This is a genomic window from Kitasatospora sp. NPDC001309 (assembly GCF_042896295.1).
Lineage (GTDB): Bacteria > Actinomycetota > Actinomycetes > Streptomycetales > Streptomycetaceae > Kitasatospora.
In genome coordinates, this window is sequence record NZ_JBIAXC010000010.1 from 91,169 (window position 1) to 111,451 (window position 20,283).

21 protein-coding genes are annotated in these 20,283 nt (G+C 75.0%); 6 read left to right on the forward strand and 15 right to left on the reverse strand.

What is annotated here, in order from left to right:
- Positions 1-30: 30 nt before the first annotated feature.
- The 9 genes from ACFY2K_RS13230 to ACFY2K_RS13270 all read right to left on the reverse strand — a co-directional run bounded on the left by ACFY2K_RS13230 (position 31) and on the right by ACFY2K_RS13270 (position 5,941).
- On the reverse strand, positions 31-171 hold the full coding sequence (locus tag ACFY2K_RS13230) for a hypothetical protein (RefSeq protein ID WP_380525347.1): 141 nt from the start codon (positions 169-171) through the stop codon (positions 31-33).
- A 136-nt stretch (positions 172-307) separates the two neighbouring features.
- Positions 308-1,141, reverse strand: a complete 834-nt coding sequence (locus tag ACFY2K_RS13235; RefSeq protein ID WP_387711308.1) for a maleylpyruvate isomerase family mycothiol-dependent enzyme — start codon at positions 1,139-1,141, stop codon at positions 308-310.
- Positions 1,142-1,300: 159 nt separating this feature from the next.
- A complete protein-coding gene (locus tag ACFY2K_RS13240; protein WP_387711310.1) occupies positions 1,301-2,407 on the reverse strand; it encodes a hypothetical protein in 1,107 nt (368 codons plus the stop codon).
- Positions 2,408-2,591: 184 nt separating this feature from the next.
- Entirely contained in the window at positions 2,592-3,197 is a 606-nt protein-coding gene (gene thpR, locus ACFY2K_RS13245) for an RNA 2',3'-cyclic phosphodiesterase (protein WP_380525343.1), read from the reverse strand.
- Positions 3,198-3,283: 86 nt separating this feature from the next.
- A complete protein-coding gene (locus ACFY2K_RS13250) occupies positions 3,284-3,811 on the reverse strand; it encodes a hypothetical protein (RefSeq protein WP_380525342.1) in 528 nt (175 codons plus the stop codon).
- Between the two features lie 55 nt (positions 3,812-3,866).
- Positions 3,867-4,217 (reverse strand): hypothetical protein, encoded by a 351-nt coding sequence (locus tag ACFY2K_RS13255; RefSeq protein WP_380525341.1) that lies wholly within the window; start codon positions 4,215-4,217, stop codon positions 3,867-3,869.
- Positions 4,218-4,313: 96 nt separating this feature from the next.
- Positions 4,314-5,024, reverse strand: a complete 711-nt coding sequence (locus ACFY2K_RS13260; protein WP_380525339.1) for a hypothetical protein — start codon at positions 5,022-5,024, stop codon at positions 4,314-4,316.
- Positions 5,024-5,638, reverse strand: a complete 615-nt coding sequence (locus ACFY2K_RS13265; protein ID WP_380525337.1) for a SigE family RNA polymerase sigma factor — start codon at positions 5,636-5,638, stop codon at positions 5,024-5,026. Before ACFY2K_RS13265 ends, ACFY2K_RS13260 begins: the two co-directional genes overlap by 1 nt.
- A gap of 138 nt (positions 5,639-5,776) precedes the next feature.
- Entirely contained in the window at positions 5,777-5,941 is a 165-nt protein-coding gene (locus ACFY2K_RS13270; RefSeq protein ID WP_380587480.1) for a hypothetical protein, read from the reverse strand.
- A gap of 221 nt (positions 5,942-6,162) precedes the next feature.
- Between ACFY2K_RS13270 and ACFY2K_RS13275 the strand changes: the two genes are divergently transcribed.
- Together ACFY2K_RS13275 and ACFY2K_RS13280 are read left to right on the forward strand one after the other, a co-directional pair.
- Positions 6,163-7,383 (forward strand): sensor histidine kinase, encoded by a 1,221-nt coding sequence (locus ACFY2K_RS13275; protein ID WP_380640016.1) that lies wholly within the window; start codon positions 6,163-6,165, stop codon positions 7,381-7,383.
- An 11-nt stretch (positions 7,384-7,394) separates the two neighbouring features.
- Positions 7,395-8,072 carry a response regulator gene (locus tag ACFY2K_RS13280; RefSeq protein ID WP_375896939.1) on the forward strand — a complete coding sequence of 226 codons (678 nt, stop codon included), beginning with the start codon at positions 7,395-7,397 and terminating at the stop codon, positions 8,070-8,072.
- 38 nt (positions 8,073-8,110) lie between these two features.
- On the opposite strand, the gene ACFY2K_RS13285 is transcribed toward ACFY2K_RS13280, so the two are convergent.
- On the reverse strand, positions 8,111-8,953 hold the full coding sequence (locus ACFY2K_RS13285; RefSeq protein WP_380525334.1) for a siderophore-interacting protein: 843 nt from the start codon (positions 8,951-8,953) through the stop codon (positions 8,111-8,113).
- 106 nt (positions 8,954-9,059) lie between these two features.
- Positions 9,060-9,875, reverse strand: coding sequence for a hypothetical protein (locus ACFY2K_RS13290; RefSeq protein WP_380640012.1), 816 nt, complete (start codon positions 9,873-9,875; stop codon positions 9,060-9,062).
- Between the two features lie 379 nt (positions 9,876-10,254).
- On the opposite strand from ACFY2K_RS13290, the gene ACFY2K_RS13295 reads away from it, so the two are divergent.
- Positions 10,255-11,520: a hypothetical protein gene (locus tag ACFY2K_RS13295; protein WP_387711314.1), complete on the forward strand. Its 1,266-nt coding sequence runs from the start codon at positions 10,255-10,257 to the stop codon at positions 11,518-11,520.
- Positions 11,521-11,674: 154 nt separating this feature from the next.
- Here ACFY2K_RS13295 and ACFY2K_RS13300 read toward each other — a convergent pair whose 3' ends face one another.
- The 3 genes from ACFY2K_RS13300 to ACFY2K_RS13310 form a co-directional block, all read right to left on the reverse strand.
- Positions 11,675-12,766, reverse strand: coding sequence for a VWA domain-containing protein (locus ACFY2K_RS13300; protein ID WP_375896947.1), 1,092 nt, complete (start codon positions 12,764-12,766; stop codon positions 11,675-11,677).
- 169 nt (positions 12,767-12,935) lie between these two features.
- Positions 12,936-13,499, reverse strand: coding sequence for a hypothetical protein (locus ACFY2K_RS13305; protein WP_375896950.1), 564 nt, complete (start codon positions 13,497-13,499; stop codon positions 12,936-12,938).
- A 155-nt stretch (positions 13,500-13,654) separates the two neighbouring features.
- Positions 13,655-14,497, reverse strand: a complete 843-nt coding sequence (locus ACFY2K_RS13310; protein WP_380525331.1) for an SAM-dependent methyltransferase — start codon at positions 14,495-14,497, stop codon at positions 13,655-13,657.
- Positions 14,498-14,779: 282 nt separating this feature from the next.
- Between ACFY2K_RS13310 and ACFY2K_RS13315 the strand changes: the two genes are divergently transcribed.
- Both ACFY2K_RS13315 and ACFY2K_RS13320 read left to right on the forward strand, forming a co-directional pair.
- The gene (locus ACFY2K_RS13315) at positions 14,780-16,813 is read left to right on the forward strand and encodes an NHL repeat-containing protein (protein ID WP_387711316.1); all 2,034 of its coding nucleotides are present in this window, start codon (positions 14,780-14,782) and stop codon (positions 16,811-16,813) included.
- A 133-nt stretch (positions 16,814-16,946) separates the two neighbouring features.
- Positions 16,947-19,181: an MMPL family transporter gene (locus tag ACFY2K_RS13320; protein ID WP_387711318.1), complete on the forward strand. Its 2,235-nt coding sequence runs from the start codon at positions 16,947-16,949 to the stop codon at positions 19,179-19,181.
- Positions 19,182-19,242: 61 nt separating this feature from the next.
- On the opposite strand, the gene ACFY2K_RS13325 is transcribed toward ACFY2K_RS13320, so the two are convergent.
- Complete coding sequence (locus ACFY2K_RS13325) at positions 19,243-19,635, reverse strand: nuclear transport factor 2 family protein (protein ID WP_375897373.1); 393 nt, start codon at positions 19,633-19,635, stop codon at positions 19,243-19,245.
- A 96-nt stretch (positions 19,636-19,731) separates the two neighbouring features.
- Between ACFY2K_RS13325 and ACFY2K_RS13330 the strand changes: the two genes are divergently transcribed.
- A complete protein-coding gene (locus ACFY2K_RS13330; protein WP_380525329.1) occupies positions 19,732-20,178 on the forward strand; it encodes a MarR family winged helix-turn-helix transcriptional regulator in 447 nt (148 codons plus the stop codon).
- The last annotated feature ends 105 nt before the right edge of the window (positions 20,179-20,283 follow it).

Sequence of the window (20,283 nt, forward strand, 5' to 3'; positions counted from 1 at the left end):
CACCGACCCGCGGGCACGGGCGCGGGCGCCTCACTCGGTGTCGGCCACCGGGACCTCGTCCTCGCGGATGATGATGTGGTCCTCGCCCTCGATCTTGATCTCGGTGCCCGCGTAGCCCTTGGCCGGGGCCTTGTCCTCGGCGGACGTCGTCGCCTCGTTGTCCTCGCTCATGTCTCCTCCTTCTCCTTCCGGTCGACGCCGTGTCGACCCGCACCGATCCTGTCATGACGGACCGTCATCAGAAGGTCACTCGCACGGATCGGAGGAACCCTCCCCCACCGAGCGGTCCTTCCCGGCGGGGCGGGGTTCAGGGGGCGGTGAACAGGGCGGGGAAGGCCGGGGCCAGCCAGGGGCGGCGGCCCCAGGCGAGGACCTTGCCGCGCAGCAGGGCGTCGGTGGCGCCGAGGCGGCCCAGGGCCATGAGGAAGAACGCCACCGGCTCGGTGAGGATCGTGCAGTCCGGGCGGCGCGGCGGCTGCGGGCTCACCGTGGCGGCGCCGTCCGCGAAGGTCACCGCGAAGCCTTCCAGGCCGCGGATCCGCAGGCGGTAGCAGGCGTTGTGGCCGGCCGCGGCGCGGGGGTCGACCACCCACGGCATGGCGGTTCGCAGGAAGGGCAGCGTCAGCGCGACGCGCCGGCGGTCCAGCGGGTGCGGGCGGCCGAGGGCGCGGGCGATGTCGTAGAGGTGGGCCAGCATGTGGGTCAGCAGGTAGGCGGTGAGGGCGTCCAGGTCCATCGCGCCGAGCGGGGTCGTCACCGGGGCGGTGCCGGGGCGCGGGGTGGCCGCCGCGGTGAACTCCCGTGCCCGCTCGGCGATCTGCGCGGCGAGGACGGCCGGGTCGCGTTCGGGCCGGGCGGCCAGGGCGGCCGCGTTCGCGGCGGCCAGCGAGCCGGGGGTGCCGTCGCCGTAGGGCCGTTGCCCGCCGGCGGCCAGGGCGGCCATCAGCTCGTTGGCCATCGCGAGGTGGGCGGCGGCTTCGGCGACCGTCCAGGTGGATCCGGGGACGGGGGTTCCCCCGTCGCAGCCGGCCAGCAGGGCGGGGGCCTCGTCGCCGACCTCGGTCACCGCCCGCAGGAGCGCGGTGCGGGCGGCACCGGGGCCGGCGGCGCCGGGGCGGTGCGGGGGCTGCGGGGCGTTCATGGGGGTGAAGCGTGGCCCACTCCCCCGCCGCTGTCCAGGGGTACGGCGCGGTCGGCACGGTCGGTGCGGTCGGTGCGGTCGGTGCGGTCGGTGCGGGGACGGGACCGGGCCCCCGCCCGGCGGGCGGGGGCCGTCGGGCCTGGACGGTCCGACGCTCCGTCAGTGGGCGACGATCTGGAGGTTGGCGCTCTGGCCGGCGGTGCCGCCCACGTAGAAGGTGTGGCCGTCGGGGCCCAGCGCCAGGCCGGTGAGGCCGTCCTCGTCGAGGTCGCCGGCGCTGTCGGCGGGGACGGGGGCGCCGGTGGCGGTGTCGAGGGCGAGGACGGAGGTGCTGCTCGTGCCGTAGTTGCTGTCGGCGAGGTAGAGCCGGGTGCCGTCGGCGCTGACCTGCGGGTTCTCCAGGGCGTCGCTGCCGGTGGCGGGGTGGAAGGTGGTGGTGACGGTGTCGGTGGCCGGGTCGATGACGGTGCTGGCGCCGCTGCCGAGTTCGGCGAGGCCGAACAGGCGCTTGCCGTCGGGGGTGAACGCCAGGTTGTAGTCCAGGTTCGTGGCGGTGCCCTGGACGGTGCCGGCCACGGTCGGCGCGGTGGCGGCCGCGGCCACGTGGACCACGCCCTGGCTGGTGCCGACGTACACGTCGCCGGTGCCCGGGCGGGCCGCGGGGGCGCCGACGTAGGGGGCCTGGACCTGGACGGATGCGGTGAAGGCCCGCTGCGCGGTGGCGAAGGCCAGGATCCGGCTCTGGCCGTTCTGCCGGTAGGAGGTCGCGCCGTTCTGGGAGACGTACAGGGTGGCACCGTCCGGGCTGAGGGCCAGTCCGGAGGTGGAGCCCGCGGTCCAGCCGGCGGGGCGCGGCTGGTCGGGCAGGGCGAGGGTGGCGAGCAGGGTCAGGGTGGCGGTGTCCACCACGCTGAGGCGCTGGCCGTCGAGGACGTACAGGCGCGAGCCGTCCGCGCTGAGGGCCGGGTGGGCGCTCCACTGGAGGGTGCCCAGGGCCAGGCGGGCGGTGACGGCGCCGGTCTGGGTGTCCACCGTCTTCACGGTGGAGGTGTTGTCGGCCTCGGTCACCACGACGTAGGCCTTGGCGCCGTCGGGGCTGACCACCGGCACGACGCCCCGGGCGCCGACGGCGATGGTCGCCTCGGTGCCGGACAGCGGTGCGGCGGCGGTGGCCGCGGTGGCGGCGGTGCCGGTGAGGGCGAGCAGGGCCGTGGTGGCGGCCGCGGTGAGCGTGGCGGCGGTACGGCGGTGGGTCGTGCGGGACATCGGTTTCCCCCTCGTGGAACGTGCGGTGCCGTGCGGCGTGGTGGCGGGCCGTCAGCGCTGGATGACCTGCGGACCCGCGGTGCCGGGGGGCAGGCTAGCCGATGCGGATGAAGATCCGATCGACGTACGGGCGAGCGCACGGTGACCACTCGTCGGCCGCAGCTCGTCGGCTACGGCTCGGCGGCTACGGCTCGTCAGGGGCGCTGCCGGTGGCGGTGCCCAGGTGCCAGGCCTCGATGTCGCGGTAGTGGATCGGGCCGGGGCCGCGGCCGGTGTTGCTGCCGACCAGGTGGAGGCGTTCGGCCCGCCAGGGGCGGCCGTGGAAGCCGGTGAGGCCGGCCGCGGCCAGCGGGACGCCGGTGGGGTCGTCGCGGCGGGCCCGGGCCAGGGTCAGGTGGGGGCGCAGCGGGCGGTCGTGGAAGTCGATGCCGCAGGTCCTGGCCAGGGTGCGGACGTCGGTGGCGAGTCGGTGCAGGGCTTCGAGGTCGCCGTCGATGTCGGCCCACAGGAGGCGGTCGTCGAAGTGGCCGCCGCCGTGCAGGCCCAGGCGCGGGGCGGGGTGCGCGGGGGCCAGGGCGGCCAGGGCGGTGCGCAGCGGCGGTACGGCGGTGGTGGGCAGTTCGCCGAGGAAGGCGAGGGTGATGTGCCAGTCCTCGATCCGGTTCCACCGCAGCCGCGGGTAGGCGGCGTAGGCGGGGCGGAGGGCGTGGGCCAGCTCGTCCTTGGCGTCGTCGGGTGGGGCCAGGGCCACGAAGACGCGCCGGGTCGAGGGTTCGGGGTGTTCGTCCACGGGGGATTTCTAGCACCCCGGCCGTCGGGTGGGTCGGGGCGGGGACCAGGGGCTCGGGGACCAGGGGCGGGGCTCGGGGGCGGGGGTCAGCGGGCGGCCGGGGCGAGGTCGAGGACGACCAGCTTGTCCGTCCGGTAGCCGTCGAGGTCGGGGTCGTGCCAGGACTGGCCCGCGCGGATCCGGTGGAACCTGAACGTGGCGTTCGTCCCGTTGGCCGCGACGATGCAGCGCACCGGGCCCGGGTGGTCCGCTCCGGTGAGGAGGCGGCGGAACTCCAGGGCGAGGGCGATCCCGTGCAGGAGGAGGAGCCGTTGGCCGTCCTCGGAGATCTGCGGGGCGTCGTCGACGGTCCGAACCTCGACGGGGACGTGGTCCTCCAGGTGGAAGGAGCTGTCGGCGCACTCCCAGGCGGTGAGGTCGGTGAAGGCGGCGGGCGCGGCGCCGGCGTCGGCCGTCGAGTCGGCCCAGGTGAGGACGGCTCCGCGGCGGGTGATCCCGTCGGCGAGGCGGCCGCGCAGGCCGGGGGCGAGGCCGCCGGGCGGCGTCAGGGCGGCGGGGTGGTCGTGCACTCCGAGCGCCTGGGCGGCGGCGTCGTTCATCGTCAGCGACAGCATGTGGCCCATGGTCGCAGCAGTTGGAGCAGGGGGCTGGGGTCCCGGGCGGGAGGGGTCAGTCTCCTTGGGACCAGGCGGCGACGGGCAGCGAGAGGTAGACGCCGAAGTCGGTGAGCCCGGTCGCGGCGCGGATGTTCGCGTGGAGGGTGTCCACGCGTTCCTGGCGGTCGGCCGCGCGGCTGGCGAACCACTTCGACTTGACCTCGATCACCACCGCCAGGCCGCTGCGGTCCAGCGGGCCCAGCGGCCGGAAGCGCAGTTCGACGTCGCCGGGTCGCAGGTCCCCGTCGTACGGCTCCTCGGGGCACTCCACGGCCAGGGACACCAGGTGCGGCAGCACCGAGCCCAGCTCGCGCAGGGTGGACTCGGGCACGGTGGGCGCGTGGGTCACGTCGACGAGCGGCATGTCCGCCACCCTAAAACGCCCGGCCCGGGCCGGTGGGCCCGGCCAGGGCCGGTGGTGTCTCCCGCGGAGCGGCCGCGGGAGACACCGCCGCCGGGGCTACAGGGTCTTGCTCGCCAGCAGGTTCCCCTGGGCGTCGTACGCGGCGAGCCTGATGCCGGTGAGGGGCTGGGGCTGGCCCTTCTCGGAGCCGGTGGGCTTGAGGGCGGACGCCCAGGCGTAGCCGCTGGCGTAGCCCGGGGTGCCGGGGAGCGAGGCGACGGTGGCCCAGTGGGCCTGGCCGTCGAGTTCGACGGTCATCCGGGCGACCTGTCCGGGCCCGTGGTAGACGACGTTGTACAGGCCCTCCTGGTTCTGGGCGGGGTTGCGGTAGTACTGCATGGTGAGCTCGGTGGTGGCGCTCGCCGCCCAGGAGTAGCCGCCGCAGCCCGGGCCGCTGCCGTGGACGGAGGCGTCGTGGATGCAGATCTCCCGGTCCTTCAACGACATCCACCAGCCGGGGCGGTCCAGCGGCAGTTGCTGGCCGGGCTCGGCGACGACGGCCTCGGGGGCCGGTCCCGCCGGGAGCAGCGGGGCCTGCGCGGCCGGGGCCGCGGCCGGGGCGAGGGCCCTGCCGCCGTCCCGGGCGGACAGCACCGCGCCGGTGCCGACCGCCACCGCGAGCGCGGCCGCCACGGCCGACGCGCCCACCACCATCCGCCGCCGCTGGCGGCGGGCGTGGATCCGTACGGGCTCGGCGGACCAGTGGGCCACCGTGAGCCGGGACGCCTCGTCGTGCAGGGCGCCGCGCACCATGTCCTCGGTGTCCATCAGCTGTTGTCTCCGTTCGTGCCGTCGGTCGTCGTAGCGCCGGCGCCCGCGTAGGGGGCCAGCGCCGGATGGGTGCGCAGTTTCGCCAGGCCGCGGCTGGCCTGGCTCTTCACGTTGCCCAGTGAGCAGCCGAGGATCTCGGCGACCTGCTGCTCGCTCATGTCCTCCCAGTAGCGCAGGACGACCACGGCCCGCTGGCGCTGGGGCAGTTGGGCCAGTGCCTGGAGCAGCACCGAGCGCTCCTCGACGTCGCGGTGGTCGGCGCCCGGGGTGTGCGCCCGCTCGGGGAGGACGGGTACGAGCAGCTGCCTGACCCTGCGGCGCCGGTGGCGGCTCAGGTTGTTGTTCACCAGGGCCCGGTGGACGTAGGCGTCCGGTTCCTGGAGGCGGCTGATCCGGGGCCAGTTCCGGAAGGCCTTCGCGAACGTCGCCTGTACGACGTCCTCGGCCTCGTGGTAGTCGCCGGTGAGCAGGTAGGCGGTGCGCACCAGCCGTGGCCAGCGCGAGGCGGCGTACCCCTCGAAGTCGAGCTCCCGCAGGCCGGGGCCGCCCGCGGCGGGCGGGGCGGGCCGGGGCCGGTCCTCCACCGGGGCGGGCAGTATCCTCGCGGTCATCCAGTTCCTCTTCACGTTCCGCGCGACGGCCCGACCGGGCCATCGCTCTGCCCTACTCACCGCCGCGACGGCGCAAGGGTTGCACGCCGGAACCGAATCCTCCGACCGGGGCCCACGCGACCGGCCACCCGGCTGCCGCTACCTGCGCCCCCGCCCGCCGCTCCTGAGGTCCGCCCGGCGCAGGCGGTTGCGGCCGTAGGCCCAGAGCACGGGGACGGTCACGGCGACGGCCACGACGGTGTCGGCCAGCAGCAGGGCGGGGACGCGCCACAGGGGGCGCAGGGCGCGGGAGAGGCGGTGCACGGTTCGGGGTCCTTTCCGGCGGGCCGGACGGGCGTCCGGCTTCCGTGGAAGCGGTGGAGGCGGTGGAAGTGGTGCAAGTGGTGGAAGTGGTGGAAGTGGTGCAAGTGATCGTCACCGGGCGGGCGGGGTGCGCGGAACGGCCGTTCGGCCGAGGCTGGGGGCGGTGCCTCGGCCGAACGGTGGAGGTCCGGGGCGCCCGGGGCCGCGTACCGTGAACGACCATGATCACCTTCCCGGCGCGCGCCGAGTTCGCCTCCTGGGCCGCCGAGCGGCGCGGCCCGGCCATCGGGGTCGCCGCCGCGACCGCGGCCGCCGTCACCGCCGAGGCGTTCGCCACCGGCTTCGCGCCGACGGTCCTCGCGACGGTCGCGGTCGGCCTGCTCTGCCTGCTGGCCCTGCTCTCGCCGCCCCGCCTCCTGGTGCGCACCGGGTGGGCCGCGGTGACCGCCTCGATCGCCCTGTCCCTCGTCACGGGCCAGCTGCGGCACCGCCCCGAGGTCACCTTCGGCCTGACGGAGATGGGCGTCCTGCTGCTGCTCGTCACCCGGGCCGTGCGCTACCAGCCGCCCCGGCACCTGTTCCCGCTCGCCACCGCCGCCTGGCTGGCCACCCCGCTGCTCGTCCTGCGGCTGCCCGGCTCCGAGTGGGTGCACGTGGGCCGGTACGTCGTGCCGGCCCTGCTGCTCGCCGCCCCGGTGGCGGTCGTGCTCGGCCTGTACCTGCGGCTGCTCGACACCACCCGGGGGCGGGAGGAGAACGCCCGGCTGAACGCCCAACGGCTGGAGTACGCCCGCGAGTTGCACGACTTCGTCGGGCACCACGTCACCGCCGTCACCGCCCAGGTCAAGGCGGTGCGCTTCACCACGGCGGCGGGCTGCCCGCCGACACCGCAGGTGCTGGACCGGGCGCTGGCCGACATCGAGGACGCGGCCGCCCAGGCCACCGAGTCGATGCGGGCCATGGTCGCGCTGCTGCGCCGCCCGGACCGCCCCGCCCCGCTCTGCGCCCCCGCCGGCCTGGACGCCCTGCCCGCCCTGGCCGCGGCACTGCGCGCCGCCGGACCGGCCGTCTCCCTCACCCTCGACCCCCGGCTGACCGCGACGCCCCCGGCGGACCACATCGCCTCCGCCGTCCACCACATCGTCCGCGAGTCGCTGACCAACATCCGCAAGCACGCGGCCCGCGCGGACACCGCCGGCATCGACGTACGGCTGTCCGCCGGCGACCCCGGCGTCCTGACGGTCTGCGTCACCGACGACGCGCCCCGGCCCGCCGCCGAACCGTCACCGGGCCGCGGCCGCGGCGGTTTCGGCATCGCGGGCCTGCGCGAGCGCGTGCACGCGCTGGGCGGGGAGCTGAGCGCGGGGCCCGGCCCGGTCGGCGGCTGGCAGGTCGCCGCCGAGATCCCGCTCGGCCGAAGCGCCCCCCGTCACGCTTCGTGACAGCTGGCAGGATGGGCGGCATGACCATCCGTGTCCTCCTCGCCGACGACCAGGTCACCGTGCGCGCCGCGTACCGGATGATCCTCGACTCCCAGCCGGACATGGAGGTCGTCGCCGAGGCCGGGGACGGCCGCACGGCGGTGGCCGAGGCCCTGCGGCTGCGCCCCGACGTCTGCCTGCTCGACATCCGGATGCCCGGCACCGACGGCCTGGAGGCCACCCGCCTGCTGGCCGGCCCCGACGCCGAGCACCCGCTCAAGGTCGTCATCGCGACCACCTTCGACCTCGACGAGTACGTCCACGGCGCGCTGCGCCACGGCGCCTGCGGCTTCGTCCTCAAGGACTGCTCGCCCGCCCTGCTCATCGAGGCCGTGCGCGCGGCGGCCGCGGGCGACTCGCTGATCTCCCCCTCCGTCGCCTCCCGGCTCCTGCGCGACCTCGCCTCCCGTCCGCCGGCGCGGCCCCGGCGCCGCGGCCCCGACACTCCCCCGCCCCAGGAGCCGCTCACCCCGCGGGAACGGGACGTCGTCGCGATGGTCGCCCGGGGGCTGACCAACGACGAGGTCGCCGCCGCCCTCCACGTCACCCTCTCCACCGTCAAGACCCACCTCGGCAACGTCCAGCGCAAACTCGGCGCCCGCAACCGCGTCGAGGTCGCCGCCCGGGCCTGGCAGCACGGCCTGACCTGACCCGGGCGGCGGCGCCGCGGCCGGGGCGCCGGGGCGGGTCAGCCGGTCTGCTCCTGCTCGGCCTCGACCTGGGCGTTCCACTCGCGCTTGGCGGCCCGCCAGGCCTCGTCGCTCTGGCCGAGCCGCCAGTAGCCCGAGACCGACAGCCGCTCGCGCGGGACGCCGCGCTCCACGCGCAGCAGGTACCGCAGGTCCTTCACGAAGCCGGCCTCGCCGTGCACGAACGCGGACACCGTGCCGGCGGGGAACTCCAGGGCGGCGACCGCCTCGACCAGCGCCTCGCCCACCGGGCGCGCGCCGCGGTGCAGCCAGTGGATCGCGGCCCCGGCGGGCGAGAGGACCTTCTGCTCCTCGGCGGCGTCCGCGACCTCGACGAAGGCGTGCACCACGGCGCCGGCCGGCATCCGCTCCAGCGCCGCGGCGATCGCGGGCAGCGCGCTCTCGTCGCCCGCCAGCAGGTGCCAGTCGGCGTCCGCGTCGGGGGCGTAGCCGCCGCCGGGGCCCAGGAAGCGCACCGTCTCACCGGGCTGCGCGCGGGCCGCCCAGGGCCCGGCGAGGCCCTCGTCGCCGTGCACCACGAAGTCGACGGTCAGCTCGTGCAGCGCCTGGTCCCAGGCCCGCACGGTGTACGTCCGGGTGACCGGCCGCTGCTCGGGCGGGAACTCCTCGCGGATCCGAGCGAGGTCGAAGGGCTCGGGGTAGTCCACGCCCTCGGGGGCGAAGAGCACCTTGATGTAGTGGTCGGTGAACTCGGTGGCGTCGAAGTCCGCCAGCCCCGCGCCGCCGAGGACCAGGCGCACCATGTGCGGGGTGATCCGCTCGGTGCGCAGCACCCGTGCCTCACGGGCGCGCGGTGTCCGGCGGGTCGGTTGCTCTGCCATGGTGCCCCCTGGGCCGTGTGGTCGTCGCGCTGCCTGGTTAGGCTTGCCTAAGTTAGCACTTCTGAGGCGGCGTCCGGTCCGGGGTGGGGCGGGGCTGTCGTGGGGCTCAGCGCGGCGGGTCGATCCTCTCGACCGGGCCGAAGTCGCGGAAGGTGCCGCGGGTGCGGATCTGGACGCCGCCGAGGTCGGTCTTCCGGTCGAAGCGGACGGTGTGGCCCTGGGCGTCGATCCACTGGTCGAGCCGGAAGCCCTCCACGCCCTTGCTCTTGAGGATCTTGTACTGCTCGGCCTCCAGGGGCTTCACCTGCTCCACGCCGACCGTGCCGGCAAGGTGGAAGCAGGGCGTGCCCTCGCAGTCCTCCATGCCCGTGCGGGCGGACGGGCCGAGGGCCAGCAGCGCCTTGGCGTAGCCGTGGTAGTCGGCGACCCGGTCGCCGAGCGGTGAGGTGCGCCAGCTGCTGCCGCTGCGGATGTAGGTGGTGCCGTCGCCGGTGACGACGACGTTCGGGGTGTCGCTGCCGCCGGCCACGTCGCCGCCGGCGGCGCTCATGGACTCGGTGAGCCGGCCGGAGCGGACCGGGCCGTTGAGGTTCACCCGGGCCTTGGTGCGCGAGTTGAGCGGGCCGGCCTCGGTGGTGAAGTCCTGGGTGGCCGCGTACGGGGTCGCCTCCGCGAGCGCGAGCGCCTTCTCCGGGTCGATCGCCCCGCCCGCCGTCGTGGCCACGGCGGTGGCGGTGGTCGCGGCGGCGGTGGGCGTCGGAGTGGCCGTGGGCGTGGGCGTCGGGGTGGCGGTCGGCGCGGCCCCGGCGGTGGTGGCCGGCGCGGTCGGCGAGGCGGTCGGCGCCTTGTCGTCGTCGCAGCCCACCAGGGCGGCGAGGGAGACCGTGGCGGCGGCGACGGCGAGCACGGTGGAGCGGCGCATGGTCAGGAGACCCCCCGGTCGGACGAAGTAACGGGGCATCCTGACACAGCGGCTGATCCGAGGGCGAACCGTTTTCCCGTCAGGGCCGCTTTCCGTCGGGGTCGCTTTCCCGTCGGGGTCGCTTTGGCCTCGCCACGGGCACAACGGGTCTAAATGGCGGAGAAGGTGACGCCTGAACAGAAACCGGACCAGAAAGGAGGCGTGGCGCGGGCGACACCTCGTCGCCAACCGCCACGGTCGGCAATCGGCGGGAGCCGCTCCGGAACATGATGGTTGGCCTGCGGAATGGTTATCGGTTATTCTCCGGCCGACGCGATGGGGGGGAATCCTTCGCGTTGCCGCGGATATCGCGGCCATTTCGGACTTACTTGAGGTTGAATTGAGACTTCGGCCTGCAGTTCTGGCTGTTTCCCTGATCGCGTCCCCGCTCGCGCTGGCCCTGCCGGCCCAGGCGGCGACGCCGGACAAGGACCACTCCGTCACGGTCGGCGGATTCGCCTCGGTGGAGGCGGGCGGTGACTGGTCCGAGGGCACCGTCACGGTCAAGAACGACGCGGACGCGCCCTACGGCGGACAGCACCTCGTGCTGTACTTCGGCACCCAGATGCTCGGCGTGGACCAGATCGTCGCCGAGTACGCGGACGGCACCTCCGGCGCCTGGCAGCCGGTGAAGCTCGTGGACCAGGACCTCGGTGCCACACCGGCCGGCCACCAGGGCGTGGCAACCGACCTGACCGGCGCCGGGATCGACGTCCCGGCGCACGCCTCACGCACGTTCAAGCTGCGGTTCAAGCTGGTGCAGTCCACGCACGAGGGCCCGAACAGCGACGTCGCCGTCGAGCCGCTCCTGGCGCCCGCCCTGAGCGCGGACGGCCAGGCCAAGGACTTCACGGTCCGGGGCGTCGGACGGGGCGTGAAGACCACGGGCCTGACCACCACCGTCACCGGCCTGCCCAAGGACCTCCCGGCCGACGGGAAGCCGCAGGCCTTCCAGGTCTCGATCAGGACCGCCAACGGCTTCGACTGGCACCTCACCCAGGCATCGTTCTTCCTCTGGGCGGGCCAGAAGTACGGCTCCATGACCGGCCCGTCCGCCTGTGACGCCCAGGTGGACGTCCAGGACCCGCAGGACGGCAGCTGGCACAAGGTCAGCATGCAGGCCGGCGGCGTCGAAGGGCAGTTGGTCGACCTGACCAAGTGGGCCACCGGCCCGGTGGACAACCGGGTGCTCAACGCCCGTGTCACGCTCGGCAAGAACTTCAGGACCGACACGGACGCCTCGCTGAACTTCGGCCAGTTCGGGGGCGCCGACCGAACGCTGTTCTGGACCTCACAGCCGATCGCCGCCACCCCGGTCGACGGCGCCCCCGAGTGCCTCGGCCAGAGCACCCCGGCGCCCACCCCGACCACCACCGCGCCCGCGGTCGTCCCGGCCGCTGCGGTCACCGCGGCAACCGCCAAAACGGTGACGGCGGCGGTGGCCAGGACGGACACCGGCACCTCCGTGGACGGCACCGGCGCGACCGAGCTCGCCGACACCGGCTCCAACGGCGCCGGCCTGAGCGCCGGCATCGCCGGTGCCCTCCTCGTCGCCGGCGGCGCCGTCGTCACGCTGACCCGACGTCGGACCCGCGGCAGCAACTGACCAGCACCTGAATCGGGCAGCTGTTTCCCGGGGTCGTCGGCCCCGGGAAGCAGCTGCCCTTCCGTTCGCCCCTGCGGCGCCGGCCCGGCCCGTCCCCCGATCGGGCCGCGGCGGCGTTCCCCCGCCGTACGGAGCGGGGCGCAAGGCCCCGGGGTCAGCGCAGGACGAGGAGCTTGGTGCCCGGGACGAGCTTGCGGTTGACGGAGGTGGACTGGACGAAGACGGTGTAGGAGGGGTTCTCGCCGGGCTTGACGACGGCCTCCGCGGCGGGCAGGCCGAGGAGTCGGCGGGCGGCCGGGCCGGAGAAGACGCGGCCGGTCATCCGGCCGGTGGCCGGGTCCTTCTCGGCGACGGCGAGCTGCTTGTTGCCCTGGATCTTCTCGCGCTTGGAGAGCTCGTAGAAGGCGCAGCCGGTCGTGTAGGGGTGGCCGGAGCTGGTGACGAAGTCGCGGATGGGGGACGCCTCGTCGACGGGTATGAGGATGTACTTGCCGGTGTCCAGGGCGTCGAGGTTGGCCGTGACCTGGGTGGTGTCGAGGTCCTGGCCCATGGCGAAGAGGTTCTTGGTGCCGCGCACGCCCTGCTCGCGCCCGCGCAGGAAGCTGGTGGCGGCGGACTTGACGGTGCCGATGGCCTCCTCGACGCCCTTGCTGGAGTCGGCGTCCCAGATGGCGATGTTGCCGGCCGGGAAGCCGTACTCCTGGGCGGTGCGCTTGGCGAGGGAGTTGGGGACCAGGATGGCGGAGGTCCAGTGGTCGGGGAGGCCGTCCATGGCGCCCTGGATGCGGTCGAGCCAGGAGCGCAGGACGGCGGCGCCCTGGCCGCCGTTCATCCGGGTGTGCATCTGGCCGCTCTGGGAGCAGCCGGAGGCGTTCTCCTCACCGTCGGTGACGACGACCTGGAGGAAGGAGTGCTCGCCGTAGCCCTCCCAGATGTTCTTGAGGTCGTCGACGGACTTGACGGCGGCCTCGATCAGGGCGGTGGCGCCGTTGTCGACCTGGTAGAGGCCGCGCAGGGAGGGCAGGTGCTTGACGTCCATGTCCCAGACCAGGTTCTGCACCTCGTGGTCGAAGGCGTAGAGGCTGATCCGGGTCTCGTGGCCGAGGCGGTCGGACTCCTCCTGGAGGCCCTTGACGAACTCGTCGACGACGCGGACGAGTTGGGCCTGGTGCTGGCGCATCGAGCCGGACTTGTCGACCACGAGGGAGACGTGGTTGACCTTGTGCTTGATCCTGTTCGCGGACATGGCTATCCCCTTTTCCGGCGCGCTTGCGAGGCATTTCCGGAGTCTCTCGCGGGGTTCACCCGCGGCGCCTTTCGGCGTTCCCTCCAGCGTTGTGACCACTCTAGGGGCGGGCACTGACATCGCGTCGGGCGCCGGCGGGCGGGGTCGCGGGCGCCGTCGGCCGGGGGGGTCAGGCCTCGTCGGCCTCGTCCTGCTCCTCGTCGTCGGCGCGGGAGAGGGCGTCGGTGATCAGGCGGGTGGCGAAGTCGCGGTCGTCGCCGCAGATGCGGTTGACGTACTCGGCGAGCAGGGTGGCGGTGGCTTCCAGGGGGTTCATCTCGGCGTCGGTCCAGGGGCCGTACTGGGCGCGCCACAGGTTGGGGCTCAGGTCGCCGGCGGCGGCGACGAGCAGGCCGGCCATGGTGGGGACGACCTCGGGGCGGAAGGTGCGGGGCATCATGCGCATGGTGGCCAGGAGGCTGGGCAGCACGTACTCGATGACGTCCTTGCCCTGGTCCTCGCAGGCCTTCCGCAGCCAGTTCATGTACAGGTAGATGAGGGTGCAGGCGCCCTCCAGCAGGGCAGCGAAGCCGTCCGGGCCCAGCGAGGCGGCGAGGTGGTCGACCATCTCGCGGTGTGCGGGGTCGGCGCCGGTGCGGCCGTCGTAGAGGGCCTTGAGCCGGGAGTCGATGACCATGAGCGCCGCGCTCACGTCGCCGGCGGGGGCGTACTGGGGGTCGCAGGGCGAGGTCACGGGACTCCTCCGGGGCGGGTGCCGACGGCCGCGGCGGGACGGCCGCTCCCAGCAGAGCGGACCGGGGCCGGGCCGGGGGCGGGAACCGGCCCGGCGTCACCCGGACGGGAGGAGGAGGCCGGGGTGTTGACGGGTCGGCGGGCCCCGGCGCCCGGTCAGGGCTTGAGGGCGACGCCGGCGTAGAAGGAGACCTGGGCGTCGGTGACGCCGGCCGGCAGCAGGTCGGCCTCGTCGGTGCCGTCGGGATGCCAGCGGTGGGCGGGGACGATGCCCGGGTCGAGCAGGTCCAGGCCCGCGAAGAGGGTGGCGAACTCGGCGCGGGGGCGCAGCCGCAGGGAGGTGCCGGCCTGGTTGTAGATCTCCTGGACCTTGGAGGCGCCGGGCGGGTCGAGTTCGGCGGTGGCGTGGGAGAGGACCAGGGCGGAGCCGGACGGCAGGGGGTCCAGGAGGTGCTCGACGATGGCGTGGGCGTCGTCGAGGTCCGGGACGAAGTGGAGCAGGGCGATCATCGACAGGACGACCGGCCGGTCCAGGTCGAGGGTCCGGGCGACCTGGGGGGTGGCCAGGATGGCGGCGGGGTCGCGGACGTCGCCGTGGACGTAGGCGGTGCGGCCCTGGGGGGTGCTGGTCATCAGGGCGCGGGAGTGGGCCAGCACGACGGGGTCGTTGTCGGCGTAGACGACCCGGGCGGCGGGTTCGACGGCCTGGGCGACCTCGTGGAGGTTGGGCGAGGTGGGGATGCCGGTGCCGATGTCCAGCCACTGGCGCAGGCCGCGCCGGGCCAGGGCGCGGGTGGCGCGGTGCATGAAGGTGCGGTTGGCCCGCACGGCGGTGCGCATGGTGGGGAAGACGGTCAGGACGCGTTCGGCGGCTTCGCGGTCGACGGCGAAGTTGTCCTTGCCGCCGAGGAAGTAGTCGTACATCCGGGCGCTGTGCGGGATGTCCTGCCGTATCTGCGGCGCCGCCGGCTGCTCGGGGTCGGGCTCGGTCGCGGTCATCCAGGATCCCCCCATGCTCATTCGTGTCCCTTCTTGATCACACCGGGCCGGGGCAGTCTAGCCAACTCGCCGGTGTCGCGCGGGAAGTCGGCGGGGGCGGGTGGGGCTCGGCCGTCCCGGGCATTTTCCGCCGCGTCCGGCGGCCGGTCGCGTACGGGCGGCCCGGGATGTGGCAGGTAGGAGGGCGGCGGCCCCGCCGAGTGCCCCGGCGCGGGCGGGTCCGGCCCCTTCCCCTCTGCTGTCAGCTCCTGCTGTCACCTCCTGCGATCGAACGGAGTCCCCATGCGTCGACACCGCGGCGTCCTGCTGACCGCCGCCCTCCTGGCCCAGCTGGCCGCCGGGCCCGCGCACGCCGCGCCGGCCGGCGGAGGGGAGGAGGCCGGGCAGTGCGGGGTGGTGCGCAGCGGTGACGCGCCGCTGGGCGGGGCGCGGGTGACGCTGTACCAGGCCGGGGAGGGCGGGGGCGGGCGGCCGCGGGTGCTGGCCCGGGGGCGCAGTGACGGGCAGGGGCGGTTCAGCCTGGACTACCGGCGGCCGCGGGACGCGCGGGCGGTGCTGTACGTGCTGGCAGACCTGCCGGGCCGCGGGGGCGGGGACGGGCGCGGTACGGACCGGGGCGGTACGGACGGCCGGGAGGCGCCGGAGGGGGCGGGCGGCGGGCCGGTGACGCTGGCCGCGGTGCTCAGCGGTGCCGGGGCGCCGCCCGAACTGGTCGTCAACGAGCGGACCACCGTGGCCGTGGCCTACGCGCTGGCCCGTTTCACGGGCCCGGACGGCGTCGCGGGCTCCTCCCCCGGGCTGCCGAACGCCGCCGCCCTCGCGCACAACCTGGCCGACACCGGCACCGGCGGCATCGCCCCGCTGCTGGCCGCGCCGCCCAACGGCGCGCTGACCTCGACCATGGCCGAGGTCAACTCCCTGGCCAACCTGCTGGCCTCGTGCGTCACCGGCGACTCCTGCGGGCGGCTGCTGGAGCTGGCCCGGCCGCCGGGCGGCGAGCGGCCGCGCAACACGCTGCTGGCCGCCGTGAACATCGCCCACGACCCGGGCCGCAACGCCGCCGAGCTGTTCGCGCTGGCCGCCACCACCGAGCGCTACCGGCCCGCGCTGGGCGCCGCGCCGGACGCCTGGACGGTGGCGCTGCGCTACGCGGGCAACGGGCACGAGCTCGACGGCCCCGGCAACATCGCCTTCGACGCGGACGGCAACGCCTGGGTCAGCAACAACTACCGCTACGGCCCGGACCCGACGGTGCCGGTCTGCGGCAGCGACACGGTGCTCAAGTTCACCCCCACCGGGCAGGACGCCCCCGGCGCCCCCTACCGCGGCGGCGGCCTGTACGGGGCCGGCTTCGGCATCACCGTGGACGCCAGGGGCAGCGCCTGGGTCGCCAACTTCGGTTTCCAGGGCCATGGTTGCCCACTCGATCCGACGCCGTTGGAGCGCAGCCTCTCCCAGTTCGCCCCGGACGGCACCCCGTTGTCGCCGCCCGCGGGCTGGCGCGGGGCGGGCATCGTCCAGCCGCAGGGCATGGCCGCCGACCGGGCCGGCACGGTGTGGGTCGCCAACTGCGGTTCGGACAGCGTGGCGCGGATCCCGGACGGCGACGGGGCCGCGGCCCGGGAGATCCCCACGCCCGGCCTGCACAAGCCCTTCGGCGCGGCGGTGGACCCGGCCGGGCGGCTGTGGGTGAGCGGCAACGGCAGCGACAGCGTCCAGGTGGTGGGCCCCGACGGCGCGCTGGAGCGGACCGTCGCCGGAGGGGGCCTGCGCCGGCCGCTGGCAGTGGCCACCGACAGCCGGGGCAACGCCTGGGTGAGCAACAGCGGCATCCTGCCGGTGCCCTGCGGGGACAGCACCCCCGGCGACCTGGCGGACGCGCTCGGCGGCGAGGACGGCCCGCGCCCGGGCGCCTCGGTGACCCTGATCGGGGCGGACGGGACACCGGCGCCCGCGCCCTTCGCCAACGGCGGGCTGTTCCTGCCCTGGGGGGTGGCCGTGGACGGGGACGACACCGTGTGGGTGGCCAACTTCGGCGGCCACCGCGTCGCCCGGCTGTGCGGGGTCAACCTGGCGGCCTGCCCGCCCGGGGTGCGCACCGGTGAGCCGATCTCGCCGCCCGGCACCGGGTACACGAGCGACGGGCTGGAGCGCAACACCGGCGTGCAGATCGACCCCTCGGGCAACGTCTGGCTGGCCAACAACTGGCGCACCGTACCGGTGCAGGCCAACCCGGGCGGGCACGAGCTGGTGGTGCTGGTCGGGGCGGCGGCGCCGGTGGGCACGCCGCTGCTCGGCGGGGGCGGGCGGCCCTGACCCGACGGTGGGCGGCGGCGGGGAGGCGGCCGGTGGGGCGACTACCCGCCGGTACCGGAGGGCCGCGGCGGCCCGCGGGGAACACTGCGCCGGTTCGGCGCACCAGCGCGCAGGAGACCCCGGGAGCCCGTCCATGCCGCCGTCCGCCCGCCGTGTCCCCCCGGCCGCCGCGACGCCGCCGCCCGCCAGGCGCGCGGCGCTGCGGCGCCTGGGCGAGTGGTGCGCGCGCCACTCCGTACTCGTCCTCGTGCTGTGGATCGTCGCCCTGGCCGGCGTCCAGGCCGCCAACCGGACGGTCGGCGGCAGTTACTCCGACGACTTCTCCCTGCCCGGCACCCAGGCCCAGCAGGGCCGGGACGTGCTGCAGGCGCACGAGCCGGCCGCCGCGGGCACCAGCTCCCAGGTGGTGCTGCACGACGCCCAGCAGCTGACGGGCTTCCAGCCGCAGATCGCCCAGACCGTCACGGCGCTCCAGCAGCTGCCGCACGTGATCAGCGCGCAGAGCCCGCTGCCGCCGGCCGGGCAGAGCGCCCCGCCGGGCGGGCCGCTGGCCCCCGACGGGCTGACCGGGTACATCACCGTCCGCTTCGACACCACCCCGGCGCTGCTGGGCCACGACTACCTGGGCGGGGTGGACGCGGCGGTGGCGCCGCTGCGCCAGGCCGGGGTGCAGGTGGAGTACGGCGGGCCGCTGGGCGAGCTGGCCCGGCCGGCGGCGGACGACCGCTCCAGCGAGGTGATCGGCTTCGCGGTGGCGGTGGTGGTGCTGCTGGTGGGGTTCGGCAGCGCGATCGCGGCCGGGCTGCCGCTGCTGACGGCGCTGATCGCGGCCGTGGTCGGGCTGGGCGCGCTGGGGCTGGTCGCGGCGCTGTCCACCTTCGCGACCGTGGCGCCGACCCTGGCCACGATGATCGGCATCGGGGTCGGCATCGACTACGCGCTGTTCCTGCTGACCCGGCACCGGCAGAACCTGATGGACGGGGTGGACCCGGTCGCCTCCGCCGGGCAGGCGGTGGCCACCAGCGGACGGGCGGTGCTGGTCTCCGGCTGCACGGTGATCATCGCGCTGTCCGGGCTGTCGGTGTCGGGCATCTCCTTCATCGCCAAGCTCGGGGCCGCGGCCGCCGTCACGGTGGTGTCGGCGGTGCTCGGCGCGCTGACCCTGCTGCCGGCGCTGATGGGGCTGATCGGGCGCCGGATGGACCGCTTCGCCGTGCGCCGTCCGATCGCCGAGGCCGGGGGCGGCGGCGAGGGCGGCGGGAGCTGGCACCGCTACGCCCGGCGGGTGGAGGCGAACCCGTGGCGCTACCTGGTCGCCGGGGTGGTCGCGCTCGGGGTGCTGTCGATCCCGCTGTTCTCCATCCAGCTGGGCCACATCGGCGACGGCGCCGACCCGACCTCCTTCACCGACCGGCGCGCCTACGACCTGGTCTCCCAGGCCTTCGGCCCGGGGGCGAACGCGCCGCTGACCGTGGTGGTCGACCAGAGCGCCGTGGCGGACGGGTCGCGGGCCGGCGTGCAGGGCGCCGTGCAGCAGGCCCTCACCGGCCTGCCCGGCGCGGCGAGCACCACCCCGCTGCAGACCAGCCCGGACGGCGCCGTGCTGTTCGCCACCGTCGTCCCGGCCGGCGCCCCGCAGGACCGGGCCACCACCGACCTGGTCAACCACCTGTCGGACACCGTGCTGCCCGACGCGGTGGCGGGCAGCGGCGCCAGGACGTACGTGACCGGCAACACCGCGGCCCAGGTCGACTTCCTGGACATCGTCTCCGGCCGGCTGGTCCTGATCATCGCGGTGGTGGTCGCGCTGGCCTTCCTGATCATCCTGGCGGTCTTCCGCGGCCTGCTGGTCGCCGTCAAGGCCGCGGTGCTCAACCTGCTGTCGATCGCCGCCTCGTACGGGGTGGTGGTGGCGGTGTTCCAGTGGGGCTGGGGCGGGCCGGCGCTCGGGGTCGCGGGGAAGGTCCCGATCGAGAGCTACGTGCCGATGATGATGTTCGCGATCGTCTTCGGGCTGAGCATGGACTACGAGATCTTCCTGCTCTCGCGGGTCCACGAGTCCTGGCTGCGCACCGGGCGCAGCCAGGACTCCGTGGCGCACGCGCTGGAGATCACCGCGCGGGTGATCACCTGCGCCGCGCTGATCATGGTGAGCGTGTTCGCCGCGTTCATCGTCAGCGACAACGTGGTGATCAAGATGATGGGGCTGGGCCTGGCGGTCAGCGTGCTGGTGGACGCCACGGTGGTGCGGCTGCTGCTGGTGCCGGCGGTGATGACGCTGCTGGGGCCGGCCGCCTGGTGGACGCCACGCTTCCTGGACCGGGTGCTGCCGCACATCGACACCGAGGGCGCGGGCGAACAACCGTAGGGCGGGCGCGGCGTCCGGCGGGCGCGGTGGTCAGCGGGCGCGGCGTCCGGCGGGTGCTCGGTCAGCGGGCGCTGCCGAGGTCGCGGTCGTGGTCGGCGCCCTCCAGCAGGAGGGTGGTCTCCTCGATCCGGCGGAAGCGGCCGTCGGGGGCGAACTCGGCGAAGAGGTAGACCTCCATGCGGACGGTGGAGCCGTCGGTCTTGGTGATGGTCATGGTGTGGCGGTCGGCGTAGCGGTGGCCGTCGACCAGCTCCTCGTGGACCTCGACGGAGCCGTCGGCCACGACCGTGCGCAGGTGGGCGATGTGGGCCAGGAACTCGCCGCGGTCGTCCCAGCGGCCGTCGGTGCGCTGGCGGTAGTCGGGGGCGAAGTGCCGGTCGACGGCCTCGTGGAGGTCCAGGCCCGGGGTGAGGAGCAGGTCGGCGAGGGCGGTGGTGATGTCGGTGTGCTGCACGGGGTCCTCCGATGACTTGTCACGAGAAAGTGCGTGCCTCAGGCACGCATCTGACAGTACAGGAAAAGCGTGCGCAGCGCACGCTAATCTGAGGGGGTGACGAATCCGACCGGACACGAGATCGCCGAGGCCCTGGGACTGCTGCTGCGGCGCAGCACCCGCACCGGCCTGCACGCCCAGCTGACCGACGGCCTGGGGGAAGCCGTCGACGAGCTCACCTACCCGGTGCTCAGCGGCCTGGCCCGCACCGGCCCGTGCAGCGCCGCCGACCTGGGCCGCGAGATCGGGCTGGACCGCACCACCGTGACCCGCCGCGCCGACCGGCTGGAGGAGGCCGGGCTGCTGCGCCGCGAGGCCGACCCCGGTGACCGGCGCGCGACCCTGCTCGTCCTCACCGACCGCGGACGGGACGCGGTACGGGCCACCCGGCAACGCCTGGCGGCCCGCATCGAGGACTCCCTCGCCTCCTGGCCGGCGGACGACGCCCGGGCCTTCGCCCGGCTGCTGCGCACCTTCGTGGACGAGGGGCCGTTCCAGGGCTGACACCCCGGGCCCGGGGTTCCGGGCCCCGGGCCGTCGGACCAGGATCCGGGTCCGGGTCCGGGTCCGACGGCCCGGCGCGGTGATCGACCAGGCGGGTCACGGCGG